At 68.5% G+C, this 12,260-nt stretch carries 12 protein-coding genes; 8 read left to right on the forward strand and 4 right to left on the reverse strand.

All coding sequences use genetic code 11. The features are described 5' to 3' along the window. Window positions 1-38: 38 nt before the first annotated feature. Window positions 39-833 carry an LLM class F420-dependent oxidoreductase gene (locus tag ACFTZB_RS35680; RefSeq protein ID WP_378439080.1) on the reverse strand — a complete coding sequence of 265 codons (795 nt, stop codon included), beginning with the start codon at window positions 831-833 and terminating at the stop codon, window positions 39-41. Between the two features lie 108 nt (window positions 834-941). On the opposite strand from ACFTZB_RS35680, the gene ACFTZB_RS35685 reads away from it, so the two are divergent. Continuing rightward, window positions 942-1,421 carry a nitroreductase family deazaflavin-dependent oxidoreductase gene (locus ACFTZB_RS35685; protein WP_378439082.1) on the forward strand — a complete coding sequence of 160 codons (480 nt, stop codon included), beginning with the start codon at window positions 942-944 and terminating at the stop codon, window positions 1,419-1,421. 45 nt (window positions 1,422-1,466) lie between these two features. On the opposite strand, the gene ACFTZB_RS35690 is transcribed toward ACFTZB_RS35685, so the two are convergent. Continuing rightward, complete coding sequence (locus tag ACFTZB_RS35690; protein ID WP_378439084.1) at window positions 1,467-2,126, reverse strand: winged helix-turn-helix transcriptional regulator; 660 nt, start codon at window positions 2,124-2,126, stop codon at window positions 1,467-1,469. A 68-nt stretch (window positions 2,127-2,194) separates the two neighbouring features. On the opposite strand from ACFTZB_RS35690, the gene ACFTZB_RS35695 reads away from it, so the two are divergent. Beyond that, complete coding sequence (locus ACFTZB_RS35695; protein ID WP_378439086.1) at window positions 2,195-3,841, forward strand: MFS transporter; 1,647 nt, start codon at window positions 2,195-2,197, stop codon at window positions 3,839-3,841. Here the strand turns inward: ACFTZB_RS35695 and ACFTZB_RS35700 are convergent. Both ACFTZB_RS35700 and ACFTZB_RS35705 read right to left on the reverse strand, forming a co-directional pair. Continuing rightward, window positions 3,751-4,275 (reverse strand): TIGR04338 family metallohydrolase, encoded by a 525-nt coding sequence (locus ACFTZB_RS35700; RefSeq protein WP_378439088.1) that lies wholly within the window; start codon window positions 4,273-4,275, stop codon window positions 3,751-3,753. The two genes, ACFTZB_RS35695 and ACFTZB_RS35700, sit on opposite strands and share 91 nt — an antisense overlap. Further along, complete coding sequence (locus ACFTZB_RS35705; protein ID WP_378439091.1) at window positions 4,272-5,090, reverse strand: DUF2786 domain-containing protein; 819 nt, start codon at window positions 5,088-5,090, stop codon at window positions 4,272-4,274. The genes ACFTZB_RS35700 and ACFTZB_RS35705 overlap by 4 nt, the downstream gene beginning before the upstream one ends. Window positions 5,091-5,350: 260 nt before the next feature. On the opposite strand from ACFTZB_RS35705, the gene ACFTZB_RS35710 reads away from it, so the two are divergent. The 6 genes from ACFTZB_RS35710 to ACFTZB_RS35735 form a co-directional block, all read left to right on the forward strand. Beyond that, window positions 5,351-6,424, forward strand: coding sequence for an ABC transporter ATP-binding protein (locus ACFTZB_RS35710; protein WP_087555586.1), 1,074 nt, complete (start codon window positions 5,351-5,353; stop codon window positions 6,422-6,424). 149 nt (window positions 6,425-6,573) lie between these two features. Further along, the gene (locus tag ACFTZB_RS35715; RefSeq protein WP_378439093.1) at window positions 6,574-7,848 is read left to right on the forward strand and encodes an ABC transporter substrate-binding protein; all 1,275 of its coding nucleotides are present in this window, start codon (window positions 6,574-6,576) and stop codon (window positions 7,846-7,848) included. 15 nt (window positions 7,849-7,863) lie between these two features. Next, on the forward strand, window positions 7,864-8,913 hold the full coding sequence (locus ACFTZB_RS35720; protein WP_378439095.1) for a carbohydrate ABC transporter permease: 1,050 nt from the start codon (window positions 7,864-7,866) through the stop codon (window positions 8,911-8,913). Continuing rightward, window positions 8,910-9,803, forward strand: coding sequence for a carbohydrate ABC transporter permease (locus ACFTZB_RS35725; RefSeq protein ID WP_378439097.1), 894 nt, complete (start codon window positions 8,910-8,912; stop codon window positions 9,801-9,803). The genes ACFTZB_RS35720 and ACFTZB_RS35725 overlap by 4 nt, the downstream gene beginning before the upstream one ends. A 34-nt stretch (window positions 9,804-9,837) precedes the next feature. Further along, a complete protein-coding gene (locus ACFTZB_RS35730; protein ID WP_095861518.1) occupies window positions 9,838-10,029 on the forward strand; it encodes a hypothetical protein in 192 nt (63 codons plus the stop codon). Window positions 10,030-10,161: 132 nt separating this feature from the next. Next, window positions 10,162-12,260: transglycosylase domain-containing protein (locus ACFTZB_RS35735; RefSeq protein WP_378439100.1), on the forward strand; the 2,099-nt coding region annotated here is incomplete at its 3' end.

A 12,260-nucleotide genomic window follows, 5' to 3' on the forward strand; every position in this document is an offset into this window, starting at 1 on the left:
GTGCAGAGACTCGTTAACCACTCACGGGCGCGAAGCGCCTAGGCCAGGCCCGACAGCGGCGGCGGGGTGTTCTCGTCGCGCCAGGCGATGGCCTCCTTCAGCGTGCCGAGGTCGTAGTCGGGGCCGCCGACGCCCACGGTGAAGAGGGTGACGCCGGCGTCGACGTGGGCTGCCGCGTCGCCGACGCCCGGCCACGACGTCGAGTGCTGGATGCTGTCGGGGCTGCGTCCGGCGCTGCGGGCGTGTTCGGCCAGGATCCCCGACTTACGTTGGTAGGTGTCCATGTCGCTGAAGCTGTGCCAGATGTCGCCGTACTTGCCGACCAGCGGCAACGTCTTCTTCTCGCCGCCGCCGCCGATGAGGATCGGAATGTGCCGGGTGGGTGCGGGTTCCAGCTTGGCGAACCGGGCGGTGATCCGTGGGAGGTACTCGGCCAGCAGGTCGAGGCGCGACCCGGCGGTGCCGAATTCGTAGCCGTACTCGTCGTAGTCGCGCTCGAACCAGCCCGAGCCGATGCCCAGGATCAGGCGTCCGCCGCTGATGTGGTCGACGGTGCGGGCCATGTCGGCGAGGAGGTCCGGGTTGCGGTAGCCGGCGCACGTGACGAGCGCGCCGATCTCCACCCGTTCGGTCTGTTCGGCGAACGCCCCGAGCATCGTCCAGCATTCGAAGTGGGCGCCTGCGGGGTCGCCGTACAGCGGGTAGAAGTGATCCCAGTTGAAGACGATGTCGACGCCGGCGTCCTCGGCCCGCAGCACCGCGTCGCGGATCAACCCGTAGTCGGGAGCGTGCTGCGGCTGAAGTTGGACGCCGATGCGAACTGGACGAGTCATTCTGGCTCCTCGGAGTAGACGGTGGGCCTTCTCGATCCATACTGCTCGCGCGACGGCCGGGCGCACAACGAACCGCCGAGCGGGCGGCGGCCGTGGAAGACTGGGCGTGTGAAGGTCACCCGGCGGCCCGACCCGCCCACCGGCTTCCGGCGGGCGTTCTTCCGTGCGCCGATCCACCTCTACCGCTGCCATCTCGGGTTTCTGCTCGGCGGCCGGTTTCTGCTCCTCGAACACGTCGGGCGCAAGACCGGCGCCCGCAGGCAGGTCGTGCTCGAGGTGGTCAACCACGACGCCGTCGGCGACGGGTACGTGCTGGCCGCCGGGTTCGGTCCCAAGTCCGATTGGTACCGGAACCTGCGGGCGCAGCCGAACGCGACGGCCCAGGTGGGCCGCCGGCGACTGTCCGTGACAGCCGAATTCCTCGACGCCGACACCGGCGCGGACTTCATGGCGCACTACGCGGCGGAGCATCCGAAACTCGCGATGCGGATCGCCCGGGGCATGGGTTTCGACGTCGACGGCAGCGCGTCCGACTTCCGGGCGGCGGGCCGCGAGATCCGTTTCGTCAGGCTGCGCCCCCGCGACTGACCCGGGCTCGGATTCCGCGATTGTCGCGCAATCGCTGTCGTGGTGTCAGGCCAGCGCGGGGAGCAGGCCGAGGAAGCGCCGGACGGCATTCCGGTCGCCGTCGACGGTGGCGTCGCCGGCGTCGATCGCCTCGTCGAGGTCGCGGCCGTAGAACGCCATGGACGTGAAGACCGTGGATTCGGCGGTCACCACCGCATCGGGGTCGACGGCGCTGCCCCGCTCGATGACGAGCCCGTCGGTGGTGTCGATGCGGATGACGTCGCCCTCGCCGAGTCGTAGTTCGAGGCGCACGTTCACGTCACCCAGCGGGACGTCCTCGAGCATGGTCCGCATCGACAGCACGGTGGTCTCGTTGCTGACCTGCGCGCCGTGCGGCATGGCGGGCGAGCGCACTCCCCAGCGCCCCAGCGCCCGGAGCACCGGTTCGAGGTCGAGACCCCACTCGGTCAGCTCGTACACCTGGGCGCGCGCCGGAGGTCCGAGCGTGACCCGGCGGACGATGCCCGCCTCCTCGAGGTCGCGCAGTCGTTGCGACAGCACGTTCGCGCTGGCGCCGAGTACGCCGCTGCGGAGGTCGGTGAAGCGTTTGGGGCCGAGCATGAGTTCGCGGACCACGATCAGCGACCACCGCTCCCCGATCAGGTCGAGGGCGTGTGCGGCGGCGCAGCCGTCGTCGTAGGAACCGTAGGTACGTCGGGACGCCATACCACGATAGTACCAAATCACGACTAAGTGGTTGTGTTTTAGGACCATGCCTGGTTACGGTGGCTGACATGAGCGAATTCACCGCTGCCTCCGACGCTCGGACCACCACGGCCGGCGCTCGCGAATGGGCCGGTCTCGCCGTGCTCGGCCTGGCCTCGCTGCTCGTGTCCGTCGACGTGTTCGTGCTGCTGCTCGCCCTGCCGAGCCTGAGCCGCGATCTCGATGCCGGCGCCACCGAGCAGTTGTGGATCATGGACATCTACGGGTTCCTGCTCGTCGGTTTCATGCTGACCGCGGGCACCCTCGGCGACCGGATCGGCCGCCGCACCCTGCTGCTCCTCGGCGGTGCCGGGTTCGCCGCCGCGTCGGTGGTCGCCGCCTTCTCCACGAGTCCGGAGATGCTCATCGCCGCACGCGCCCTGCTCGGCATCGCCGGGGCGACCCTGGCACCGTCGACGCTCGGCCTGATCAGCACGATGTTCCGCGACGCCCGGCAGCGGTCGGTGGCGATCGGACTGTGGATGATCGGATTCATGGGCGGCGCCGCCGCCGGACCCGTCGTCGGCGGTTTCATGCTCGAGCACTTCTGGTGGGGTTCGGTGTTCCTCCTCGGTGTGCCGGCGATGGTCCTGCTGCTCGTCCTCGGCCCGATTCTGCTGCCCGAGGAACGCGACCGGGCGGCAGGTCGCGTCGACCTGACCAGCGTCGCCCTGTCGCTCGCCGCGATCCTGCCCGCGGTGTTCGGGCTCAAGGAGTTCGCCAGTCACGGCTGGGCCACGACCTCCGCTCTCGCAGTGGTCGTCGGTGTCGCGTTCGGGTGGGTCTTCGTGCGCAGGCAGAGGCGCCTCGACGACCCGCTCGTCGATCTGACGCTCTTCCGCAACCGTGCGTTCACGACCGTCGTGATCAGCATGATGCTCGTGACCGTCATCGGATCGCTGATGTTCTTCACCGCCCAGTTCCTGCAACTCGTCGCCGGTCTCACACCGCTGCAGGCGGGCTTCGCGATGCTGCCGGCGGCGCTCGCGGCGATCGTGAGTTTCGGTGGGGCTCCGCTACTCGCGCAACGCGTCCGGCCGGTGTTCGCGATCTCCGGCGGCATGGTCGTCGCCGCGGCGGGATGCTTCCTCTACACGCACGCCGACGCGGACGGCGGGCTGGTCGCGATCATCGCCGGACTGGCGGGCATGAACCTCGGATGCGGGCCGCTCGTCACGCTCGGCACCGGGATCGTCGTCGGCTCGGTGCCCAGCGCGAAGGCCGGTTCGGCGGCCGCGATGTCCGAGACGAGTGCCGAGTTCGGGTACGCCATCGGGCTCGCCGTCGTGGGCAGTCTCGGCGCGCTCGTGTACCGCACCCAGCTGGCCATCGCCCCGGACGTTCCCGGTGAGCTGGCGGACGGGGCGCGTGAAAGCCTTGCCGGCGCCGCGAATTCGGCGGCGCAACTCGGTCCAGGCGGCGCCGCGCTGCTCGACTCCGCCCGCGAGGCCTTCACCTCCAGCGTCCACGTCGTCGGGTGGGTCGCCGCTGCGATCGCGTTCCTGGTCGCCGTCGTCGACGCCGTGTACCTCCGGCATCTGCCGCCGATCGTCTCCGGCACGGACGAGGAAGCGGCGTCCGGGCGTCAGTTCAGCCGCACCCCGCCTGCGAGGAGCATGGTCCGCAGGACGAACGCCGCCTCGGGGCCGATGATCTCCCCGACCAGGGTGAGGTAGCGGTCCACGTATTCCGGTCCGTGCGGCGCGACCGTCGGGTAGTCGGGATCGGACGGGTCGAGGTGGTGGGCGATCTCGTGCAGCACCACCAGTTCGCGGAACGCCCAGGCGCTGCCGTTCCGGTGCTCGGGTACCGCGATTGTCGCGCAATCGCTTTCGTAGTGCGCGGCCTTGTTGCCCGACCTCGCCCGGACGTGGATCGGGGTGGCCGCCCGCGTCCACGTGGATCGCACCCAGTTCAGGGCGAGCACCCGGTCGACGTAGTCCTGCACCGAATCGATGGACGCGAACTTGCGTTCCACCGGCAGCGTCACCTGCGACCCCAGGACGTCGACGACCCTCAGCCCGCGTTCGTCGGCGCGGTCGAACATGGTGCGCACCAACGCTTCCGCGTCGTACACGGCGGTGCGCTGAGTGTCGCGGGGCCGCTTCACGACGGGATCTGCCTGCGCGCGACAGGCAGTTCGGGGGAATTGCTCAACCGGGCGGTCCGGGCGGCGCGATCCCCCGCCCGCTGTGCACTCGACGAATGTCCGGCGGACGCCCGGCCGCCGCGCCACGTGCCGCGGGCCGGCGAGTTCTCCGAGTAATAGTCCTTCAGTTCGAGCTGCTTGTCGCGCAGGACCAGCGCCGTCTCCGCCGACGACTCCGGCACCGACACCGCCTGCTCCTCGGCCTCCTTCTTGGCGTCGGCGAGGCGCTGCCCGATCCGCGCGGCGTAGGCCAGCTGAAAGTTCAACCGGGCGGTGACGCCGGCGACGGGGCGTCGCACCCGCGTCGCGACCCGGCGGCGTCCACGCGTCTCGACCCGCGTCCGGACCGTCGTCTCGTCGCGGTACTCGCCGGACTTGATGTAGGCGTCCGACGCCCGGACCATCTGGATCAGCAGGCTCGCGTACAGGGCCTCGCAGACGTCGATGTCGCCGGCGAACCCGTACGCGTAGATGACGGCCGACGTCTGGGCGATGTCGCACTGTACGTCGTTGGCGGCGGCGATCACCAGGAACAGCTGCGCGTACGTGCGCAGACCCTTCTTGCCGGGTTCACCGATCGTGATCAGCCGTTGCGTGGGCGTCGCCCGCTTCTCCCGGCCCGCCGCGTGGGCGCGCGCCACCGCGAGGTCGATCGAGGAGGCGGTGGCGAGCCGCTGGGCCGCCGCCATGAAGGCCTCGCCCTCGTGCGGGTTGTCGGTGGATTCCGCCTGTCGGAGGAGCCCGCCGATGCGGGTCAGCATCTTGTCGGAACTCACCAGGGCAGGCTATCGCCCGTGCGCGGTTGACGAGTCCTGACACTCCTCAACCGCGCACGGGCGGCGCAGCCGCCACGCCCCCGTTTCATGACGGCGTTCATCCCCAGCTGTGGAGAAACCTGTACATGAAATGCGACCAACATGATTCGGACCGAGGGGAATTCGTACCGGACCAACCCACAGGTGAGTGAGAAAGTGTGTCAACAGGTACATTCTCACGCACCTGAGCGCGGCGCCGGGTAGAAGGGACTTCGACGTTCATGGCCACAGTGACCTACGACGGTGCCACCTGCCTGTTCCCCGGCTCGGACAAGCCGGCCGTCGACACGCTCGACCTGAAGATCGAGGACGGCGAGTTCCTGGTCCTCGTCGGCCCGTCCGGCTGCGGCAAGTCGACGTCGCTGCGGATGCTGGCCGGGCTCGAGGACGTCCACAGCGGGCGGATCCTCATCGGTGACCGCGACGTCACCACGCAGGAACCCAAGGAACGCGACATCGCGATGGTGTTCCAGAACTATGCGCTGTACCCGCACATGTCGGTGGCCGAGAACATGGGTTTCGCGCTCAAGCTCGCCGGCGCCGCGAAGGACGACATCCGCACACGCGTCGAGGAGACGGCGAAACTCCTCGACCTCGAGCCGTACCTGGACCGCAAGCCGAAGGCGCTGTCCGGCGGTCAGCGGCAGCGCGTCGCGATGGGCCGCGCCATCGTCCGGCAGCCGCAGGTGTTCCTGATGGACGAGCCGCTGTCCAACCTCGACGCCAAGCTTCGGGTGCAGACGCGCACCCAGATCGCGCAGCTGCAGCGGCGCCTCGAGACGACGATGGTGTACGTGACGCACGACCAGGTCGAGGCCATGACCATGGGTGATCGGGTGGCCGTGCTGAAGGACGGGGTGCTGCAGCAGTGCGCGTCGCCGCGCGACCTCTACAACCGGCCGGCGAACGTGTTCGTCGCCGGTTTCATGGGGTCGCCGTCGATGAACCTCTTCACGCTGCCGATCACTCCGGACGGGGTGCTGCTCGGCGACGCGACCATCCCGCTGCCCCGGCAGCTGCGTTCCGACACGGACGAGCGTCAGGTGGTCGTCGGGATCCGCCCGGAGCACCTGGAACTGTCGACCACCGGCATCCCGATGGAGGTGGCGGTGGTGGAGGAACTCGGATCCGACGCCTACATCTACGGCCGCAGCACCGTCAACGGGGAGACGCAGCAGTTGGTGGCCCGGGCCGACTGGCGGAACCCGCCCCGCAAGGGTGACCTGGTGAAACTGCACGTCGACCCGTCGCAGGTGCACCTGTTCTCGGCGTCCGAGGGCTACCGGCTCAGCTGATCGCGGCGTCTCCTGACCGATTCAGGTCGGGGGTAATGCCGGACTTCGACGGTGTTCCATGCCACAGTATGTTCCGACGCCGCAGCGGTGCCGCGAAATCTCGTCGCACCGTGGCGGGGTTCATCCACCTTTACCCACGGGGAGACTCCATGGTTCAGATTTCGAGAGCGGTCCGGCGCGCCGCGGTGTTTGCCACCGCCGCCTCGCTGGTCACGCTCACCGCTTGCTCGAGCGACAGCGGCAGCGATTCCACGTCGGAGAACCTCGACGGTCGCGGACCCATCACGTACGTCGAGGGCAAGGACACCACCGAGACCGGTGTCGTCCGCCAGATCATCGACGCATGGAACGCCGAGCACCCGGACGAGCAGGTGACGTTCAAGGAGCAGTCGAACGACGCCGATCAGGCGCACGACGACCTGGTCCAGCACCTGCAGGCCAAGCAGTCCGACTACGACGTCGTCGCACTCGACGTCCCCTGGACCGCGGAATTCGCGGCGAAGGGCTGGCTGCAGCCGCTGACCGGCGAGTTCGCGGTGGACAACACCGGAATCCTCCCCGCCACGGTCGACAGCGCCGCCTACAACGGCACCCAGTACGCGGCGCCGAAGAACACCAACGGCGGCCTGCTGTACTACCGCAGCGACCTGCTGCCCGCCGCACCGAAGACGTGGACCGAGCTGGCCGCCGCGTGTGAGGTCGCGAAGACCAACAACATCGACTGCTACGCCGGTCAGTTCGCACCGTACGAGGGCCTGACGGTGAACACCGCCGAGGTCATCAACTCCTACGGCGGCTCGTTCGTCGGCGAAGACGGCAAGACCCCCACGGTCGACAGCCCCGAGGCCCGCGCCGGCCTGCAGGTTCTGGTCGACAACTTCAAGAACGGCGACATCCCGGCCCAGGACACCACGTTCAAGGAGCCCGAAAGCCAGAAGGCGTTCGAGGACGGCAAAGCGCTGTTCCTGCGCAACTGGCCGTACGTGTACGGCACCGCCGACAAGGATTCGTCCGCGGTGAAGGGCAAGTACGCGGTCGCCCCGCTGCCCGGCAAGGACGGCATCGGCGCCTCGACGCTCGGCGGCTACAACGCGGCCATCAGCGCGTACTCCGAGAACAAGGCGACGGCCCGCGACTTCCTCACGTTCCTGCAGGGTGAGCAGGCGCAGCGGATCATCGCCATGGGCTCGCTGCCGCCGGTCCGCGCCGCACTGTACGACGACCCGGAGATCATTGCGGCGTTCCCGTTCATGCCGACGCTGAAGGTGTCGATCGAGAACGCCGTCCCCCGCCCGGTCACGCCGTTCTACCCGGCGGTGTCGAAGGCCGTGCAGGACAACGCCTACGCTGCCATCAAGGGTGAGAAGTCGGTGGATCAGGCGATCACGGACATGCAGTCCGGTATCCAGTCCGCAGGCTCGTAGAGCACAGGAGTGAACATGGCCGTTCCGACTGGGACCACCAGTGGAGCGCCGGCCCGCACCGCGGCCGGGGGTTCCGACCCCGGCCGCGGTTCGCGTGAGAAGAGCGTGAACACGCGAAGCTCCGGGCTGAGCGGTCGTCGCGCGTGGATGCTGGTCGTCCCGACGCTCGTCGTGCTGGCCGTCGTCATCGGCTACCCGGTGGTCCGGGCAGTGGTGATGTCGTTCCAGAAGGACGCGGGACTCGATCCGTCGACCGGCATGTTCGTCGAGGGCGGCTGGGCCGGACTCACCAATTACACGCACTGGATTCTGCAGCAGTGCACGTCCCCGAGCGGGGTGGCGGTGGCGTGCCCGCCCGGCACGCTCGGCTCCCAGTTCTGGTCGGCCGTCGGGAACACCGCGTTCTTCACGGTCGTCACGGTGGCGCTCGAGGTCGCGATCGGCCTGTGGATGGCGATCATCATGGGCAAGACGTTCAAGGGCCGCGCCCTGCTGCGCGCCGCGGTCCTGATCCCGTGGGCCATCCCGACCGCGGTCACCGCCAAGCTCTGGTACTTCATCTTCGCCTACGACGGCATCGCCAACCGCCTCCTCGGCACCGAGATCCTGTGGACTTCGGACGCCTGGCCGGCCCGGTTCGCGGTGATCATCTCGGACGTCTGGAAGACCACCCCGTTCATGGCCCTGCTGATCCTCGCCGGCCTGCAGATGATCCCGCAGGACGTGTACGAGGCGGCGCGGGTCGACGGCGCCTCCGCGTGGCAGCGGTTCCGGCAGATCACGCTCCCGCTGGTGAAGCCGGCGCTGATGGTCGCGATCCTGTTCCGCACGATGGACGCCCTGCGCATGTACGACCTGCCCGCCATCCTGACCGGCGGCAACCCGGCCACCACGACGGTGTCGATCCTCGTGGTCGACCAGGTGCGGCAAGGGTTCAACAGCGCGTCCGCACTCTCGACCATCACGTTCCTCCTGATCTTCGCGGTGGCATTCGTGCTCGTGAAATTCCTCGGCGCCAACGCCGTCGAAACTCAGGAAGCCCAGCGAAAGGGCCCGAAGCCGTGACCCACCGCGCCCCGGAGCTCGAACTCCCGAGCAAACCCCCCGCCCGGAACCGTCCGAAGCGGCTCGCGTTCAAGAACTCCCGCATCTACGTCGGCGTCGCGATCATCCTGGTCTGGGGACTCGCGCCGTTCTACTGGATGATGGTGACGGCGTTCCGCGACCCGGATTACACGTTCGACACCACCCCGTGGCCCACGCACGTCACGCTCGAGAATTTCCAGAACGCACTGTCGACGAGCAGCGGCAACAACTTCACCCGCGCCGTCGTCAACAGCATGATCATCGGCGGAATCACCACGGTCATCGCCCTCGCCGTCGGCATCTTCACCGCCTACGCGCTGGCCCGCATCGAGTTCCGATTCAAGTACGTGGTGGTCGGCATCGTGCTCGGGGCGTCGATGTTCCCCGTCGTCGCGCTGGTCACCCCGCTGTTCCAGCTGTTCACGAACATCGGCTGGATCGGCACGTACCAGGCGATGATCATCCCGAACATCTCGTTCGTCCTGCCGCTCACCATCTACACGCTGACGTCGTTCTTCAAGGAACTTCCCTGGGAACTCGAGGAGGCCGCCCGCATCGACGGCGCCAGCCGCGGTCAGGCGTTCCGGCTGGTGATGCTGCCGCTCGCGGCGCCGGCCCTGTTCACCACGGCCATCCTCGCGTTCATCGCGACCGTCAACGAGTACCTGCTGGCCAGCCAGCTCTCCAGCGACGCCACCGAACCGGTCACGGTCGCGATCGCCCGGTTCTCCGGCAACGACCCGCACGTCGTGCCGTACGCGGCGATCATGGCGGCCGGCACGATCGTCACCATTCCGCTGGTGATCATGGTGCTGCTGTTTCAGCGTCGCATCGTGTCGGGCCTGACGGCCGGCGGCGTGAAGAGTTGACGGTCGAGCGGAGCGAGGGGAATAGGGTTCGGTCGTGCATCCGGTGGCGAAGCGGCAGCGGCTCGAGGTCCTCATCGGGATCCTCGGGTTCTTCACGGTGATGGCGTTCGTCGCCGCGGTCGTCGAGGTGTTCCGCGGCGACCCCGGCGTCACCCCCGCGCTGGTGTTGCTCGGGTGCCTGGTGCTGTCGGGGCTGGCGATCACCGCCCGGAAGCGGGTGCGCTGAAACAGTCCGGTCGGTACGGATAGTTGCTGAGCGATAGCGCGCCGCACGCCACGCCTCCGGTCGTTCACATAACATACGTACGGGTGGGTGCGACGATCCTCCGTGACCGGATAACTGACCGGGAGTGTGTAAGTGAGTTCAGGCAACGACGCGACGGACAATCGTGCCTCCGATCCGGGAGACACACCGCCCGCGGACGACGGTTCGGCCGAGACGACCACCCCACCACCGGACAGGAAGAAGCGCACGCGGTGGCGCACGGTCCGCCGGGTGAGCCTGGTGGTGATCGCGCTGCTGCTGGTCATCCCGCTCGTCGTCTTCCTGGTCAGTTACATCCGCGCCGAGGTCCCGCGCCCGTCGGACATGAAGACCAACCAGGTGGCGACCGTCTTCGCTGCCGACGGCACCACCGAGCTGACCAAGGTGATCCCGCCGGAGGGCAACCGCACCGAGATAGCGCTCGACGCCATCCCGCAGCACGTCCGCGACGCCGTCCTGTCGGCGGAGGACCGCAACTTCTACTCCAACCCCGGGTTCTCCGTCACCGGGTTCATGCGCGCCGCCCGCGACAACGTCCTCGGCAAGGAAAGCGCGGGCGGCGGGTCGACGATCACGCAGCAGTACGTCAAGAACGTGCTGGTCGGCGCGGACCGCAACGTGTATCGCAAGATGCGGGAACTCGTGATCTCCACCAAGATGGCCCGCGAATGGTCCAAGGACGAGATCCTCGCCGCCTACCTCAACACCATCTACTTCGGTCGCGGCGCGTACGGCATCGAGGCGGCGTCGCGCGCGTACTTCGACAAGCCGGTCGCCGACCTCACCGTCGCCGAAGGCGCGGTGCTCGCCTCGGTGATCCAGAGTCCGTCGTACCTCGACCCGGAAGCGAATCTCGACCAGTTGCAGGCGCGGTGGAACTACGTGCTCGACGGCATGGTCTCGATGGGTGTGCTGAGTCAGCAGGATCGCAGTGCCACGGAGTTCCCGGTCACGGCGCCGTCCAACCGGCCCACCGACGCCAACTCCGCGCCCGGCCCCGACGGCCTGATCCGCAACCAGGTGCTGCGCGAGTTGTCGGATGCGGGGATCTCCGAGCAGACCCTCAACACGGAGGGCCTGCAGATCACCACCACGATCGATCCGAAGGCGCAGCAGTCCGCGATCGACGCCGTCCACGACAACCTGGAGGGTGAGGATCCGGCGCTGCGGACCGCGGTCGTGTCCATCGACCCGCGCACCGGCGGTGTGCGCGCGTATTACGGCGGCGAGGACGGCGCCGGCTTCGACTACGCGCAGGCGCCGCTGCAGACGGGGTCGTCGTTCAAGGTCTTCGGCCTGGCCGCCGCTCTCGATCAGGGCATCCCCCTATCGGCCCGGTTCAGCAGTGCCCCGCTGACCGTCGGCAGTGTGCAGATCGGCAACGTCGAGGGCGAATCCTGCGGCACGTGCACCATCGCGGAGGCGACGAAGCGGTCGCTGAACACGAGCTTCTACCGGTTGATGATGTCGATGGACAACGGCCCGCAGGCCATCGCCGACGCCGCCCACAAGGCGGGCATCCCGGACTTCATTCCCGGGGTGCAGGGCAAGACGCTCAGTGAGAACGGCGGCGAACCGGAGGGCGGCATCGTCCTCGGCCAGTACCTGTCGCGACCGATCGACATGGCGTCCGCGTATGCGACGCTCGCGGCGTCCGGGGTGTATCACCAGCCGTATTTCGTGCAGCGCGTCGTGACCGCCGACGGTGTCGTGCTCCTCGACCGGGCGCCCAGTCCCGGCGAGCAGCGACTCGACGCGGCCGTCGCCGACAACATCAGCCAGGCACTGATGCCGATCGCCTCGTACTCGCGGGGCCACGCGCTGGCGGGGGGACGCCCGTCCGCGGCGAAGACCGGCACGGCGCAACTCGGCGACACCGGTGAGAACAAGGACGCCTGGATGGTCGGCTACACGCCGTCGCTGTCGACGGCTGTGTGGATCGGTAAGGCCGACGCCACCGCCATCAACAACAGCTGGGGCGGGCTGATCTACGGTTCGGGTCTGCCGTCGGACATCTGGAAGGACACGATGGACGGCGCACTCGACGACACCGATTGGGAAGACTTCCCGTGGCCCGACCCGATCGGCGGTCAGGCCGGCGTGCCGACGTGGAGCGGTCAAACCGGTGGCGACGGAACGACTCCCGGCACCAGCGGGGCCGTCCCGCCGCCCGGCGCGCCCACACCCGCGCC

Origin of the sequence: Rhodococcus sp. NPDC057014 (assembly GCF_042673295.1) — a bacterium.
Lineage (GTDB): Bacteria > Actinomycetota > Actinomycetes > Mycobacteriales > Mycobacteriaceae > Rhodococcus_F.

What these genes read in the sequence shown, in the direction of transcription:
- ACFTZB_RS35695 (WP_378439086.1), top strand. Translation starts at nt 2,195, where the DNA reads ATGAGCGAATTCACCGCTGCCTCCGACGCTCGGACCACCACGGCCGGC.
- ACFTZB_RS35680 (WP_378439080.1), bottom strand. Translation starts at nt 833, where the DNA reads ATGACTCGTCCAGTTCGCATCGGCGTCCAACTTCAGCCGCAGCACGCT.
- ACFTZB_RS35710 (WP_087555586.1), top strand. Translation starts at nt 5,351, where the DNA reads ATGGCCACAGTGACCTACGACGGTGCCACCTGCCTGTTCCCCGGCTCG.
- ACFTZB_RS35720 (WP_378439095.1), top strand. Translation starts at nt 7,864, where the DNA reads ATGGCCGTTCCGACTGGGACCACCAGTGGAGCGCCGGCCCGCACCGCG.
- ACFTZB_RS35690 (WP_378439084.1), bottom strand. Translation starts at nt 2,126, where the DNA reads ATGGCGTCCCGACGTACCTACGGTTCCTACGACGACGGCTGCGCCGCC.
- ACFTZB_RS35715 (WP_378439093.1), top strand. Translation starts at nt 6,574, where the DNA reads ATGGTTCAGATTTCGAGAGCGGTCCGGCGCGCCGCGGTGTTTGCCACC.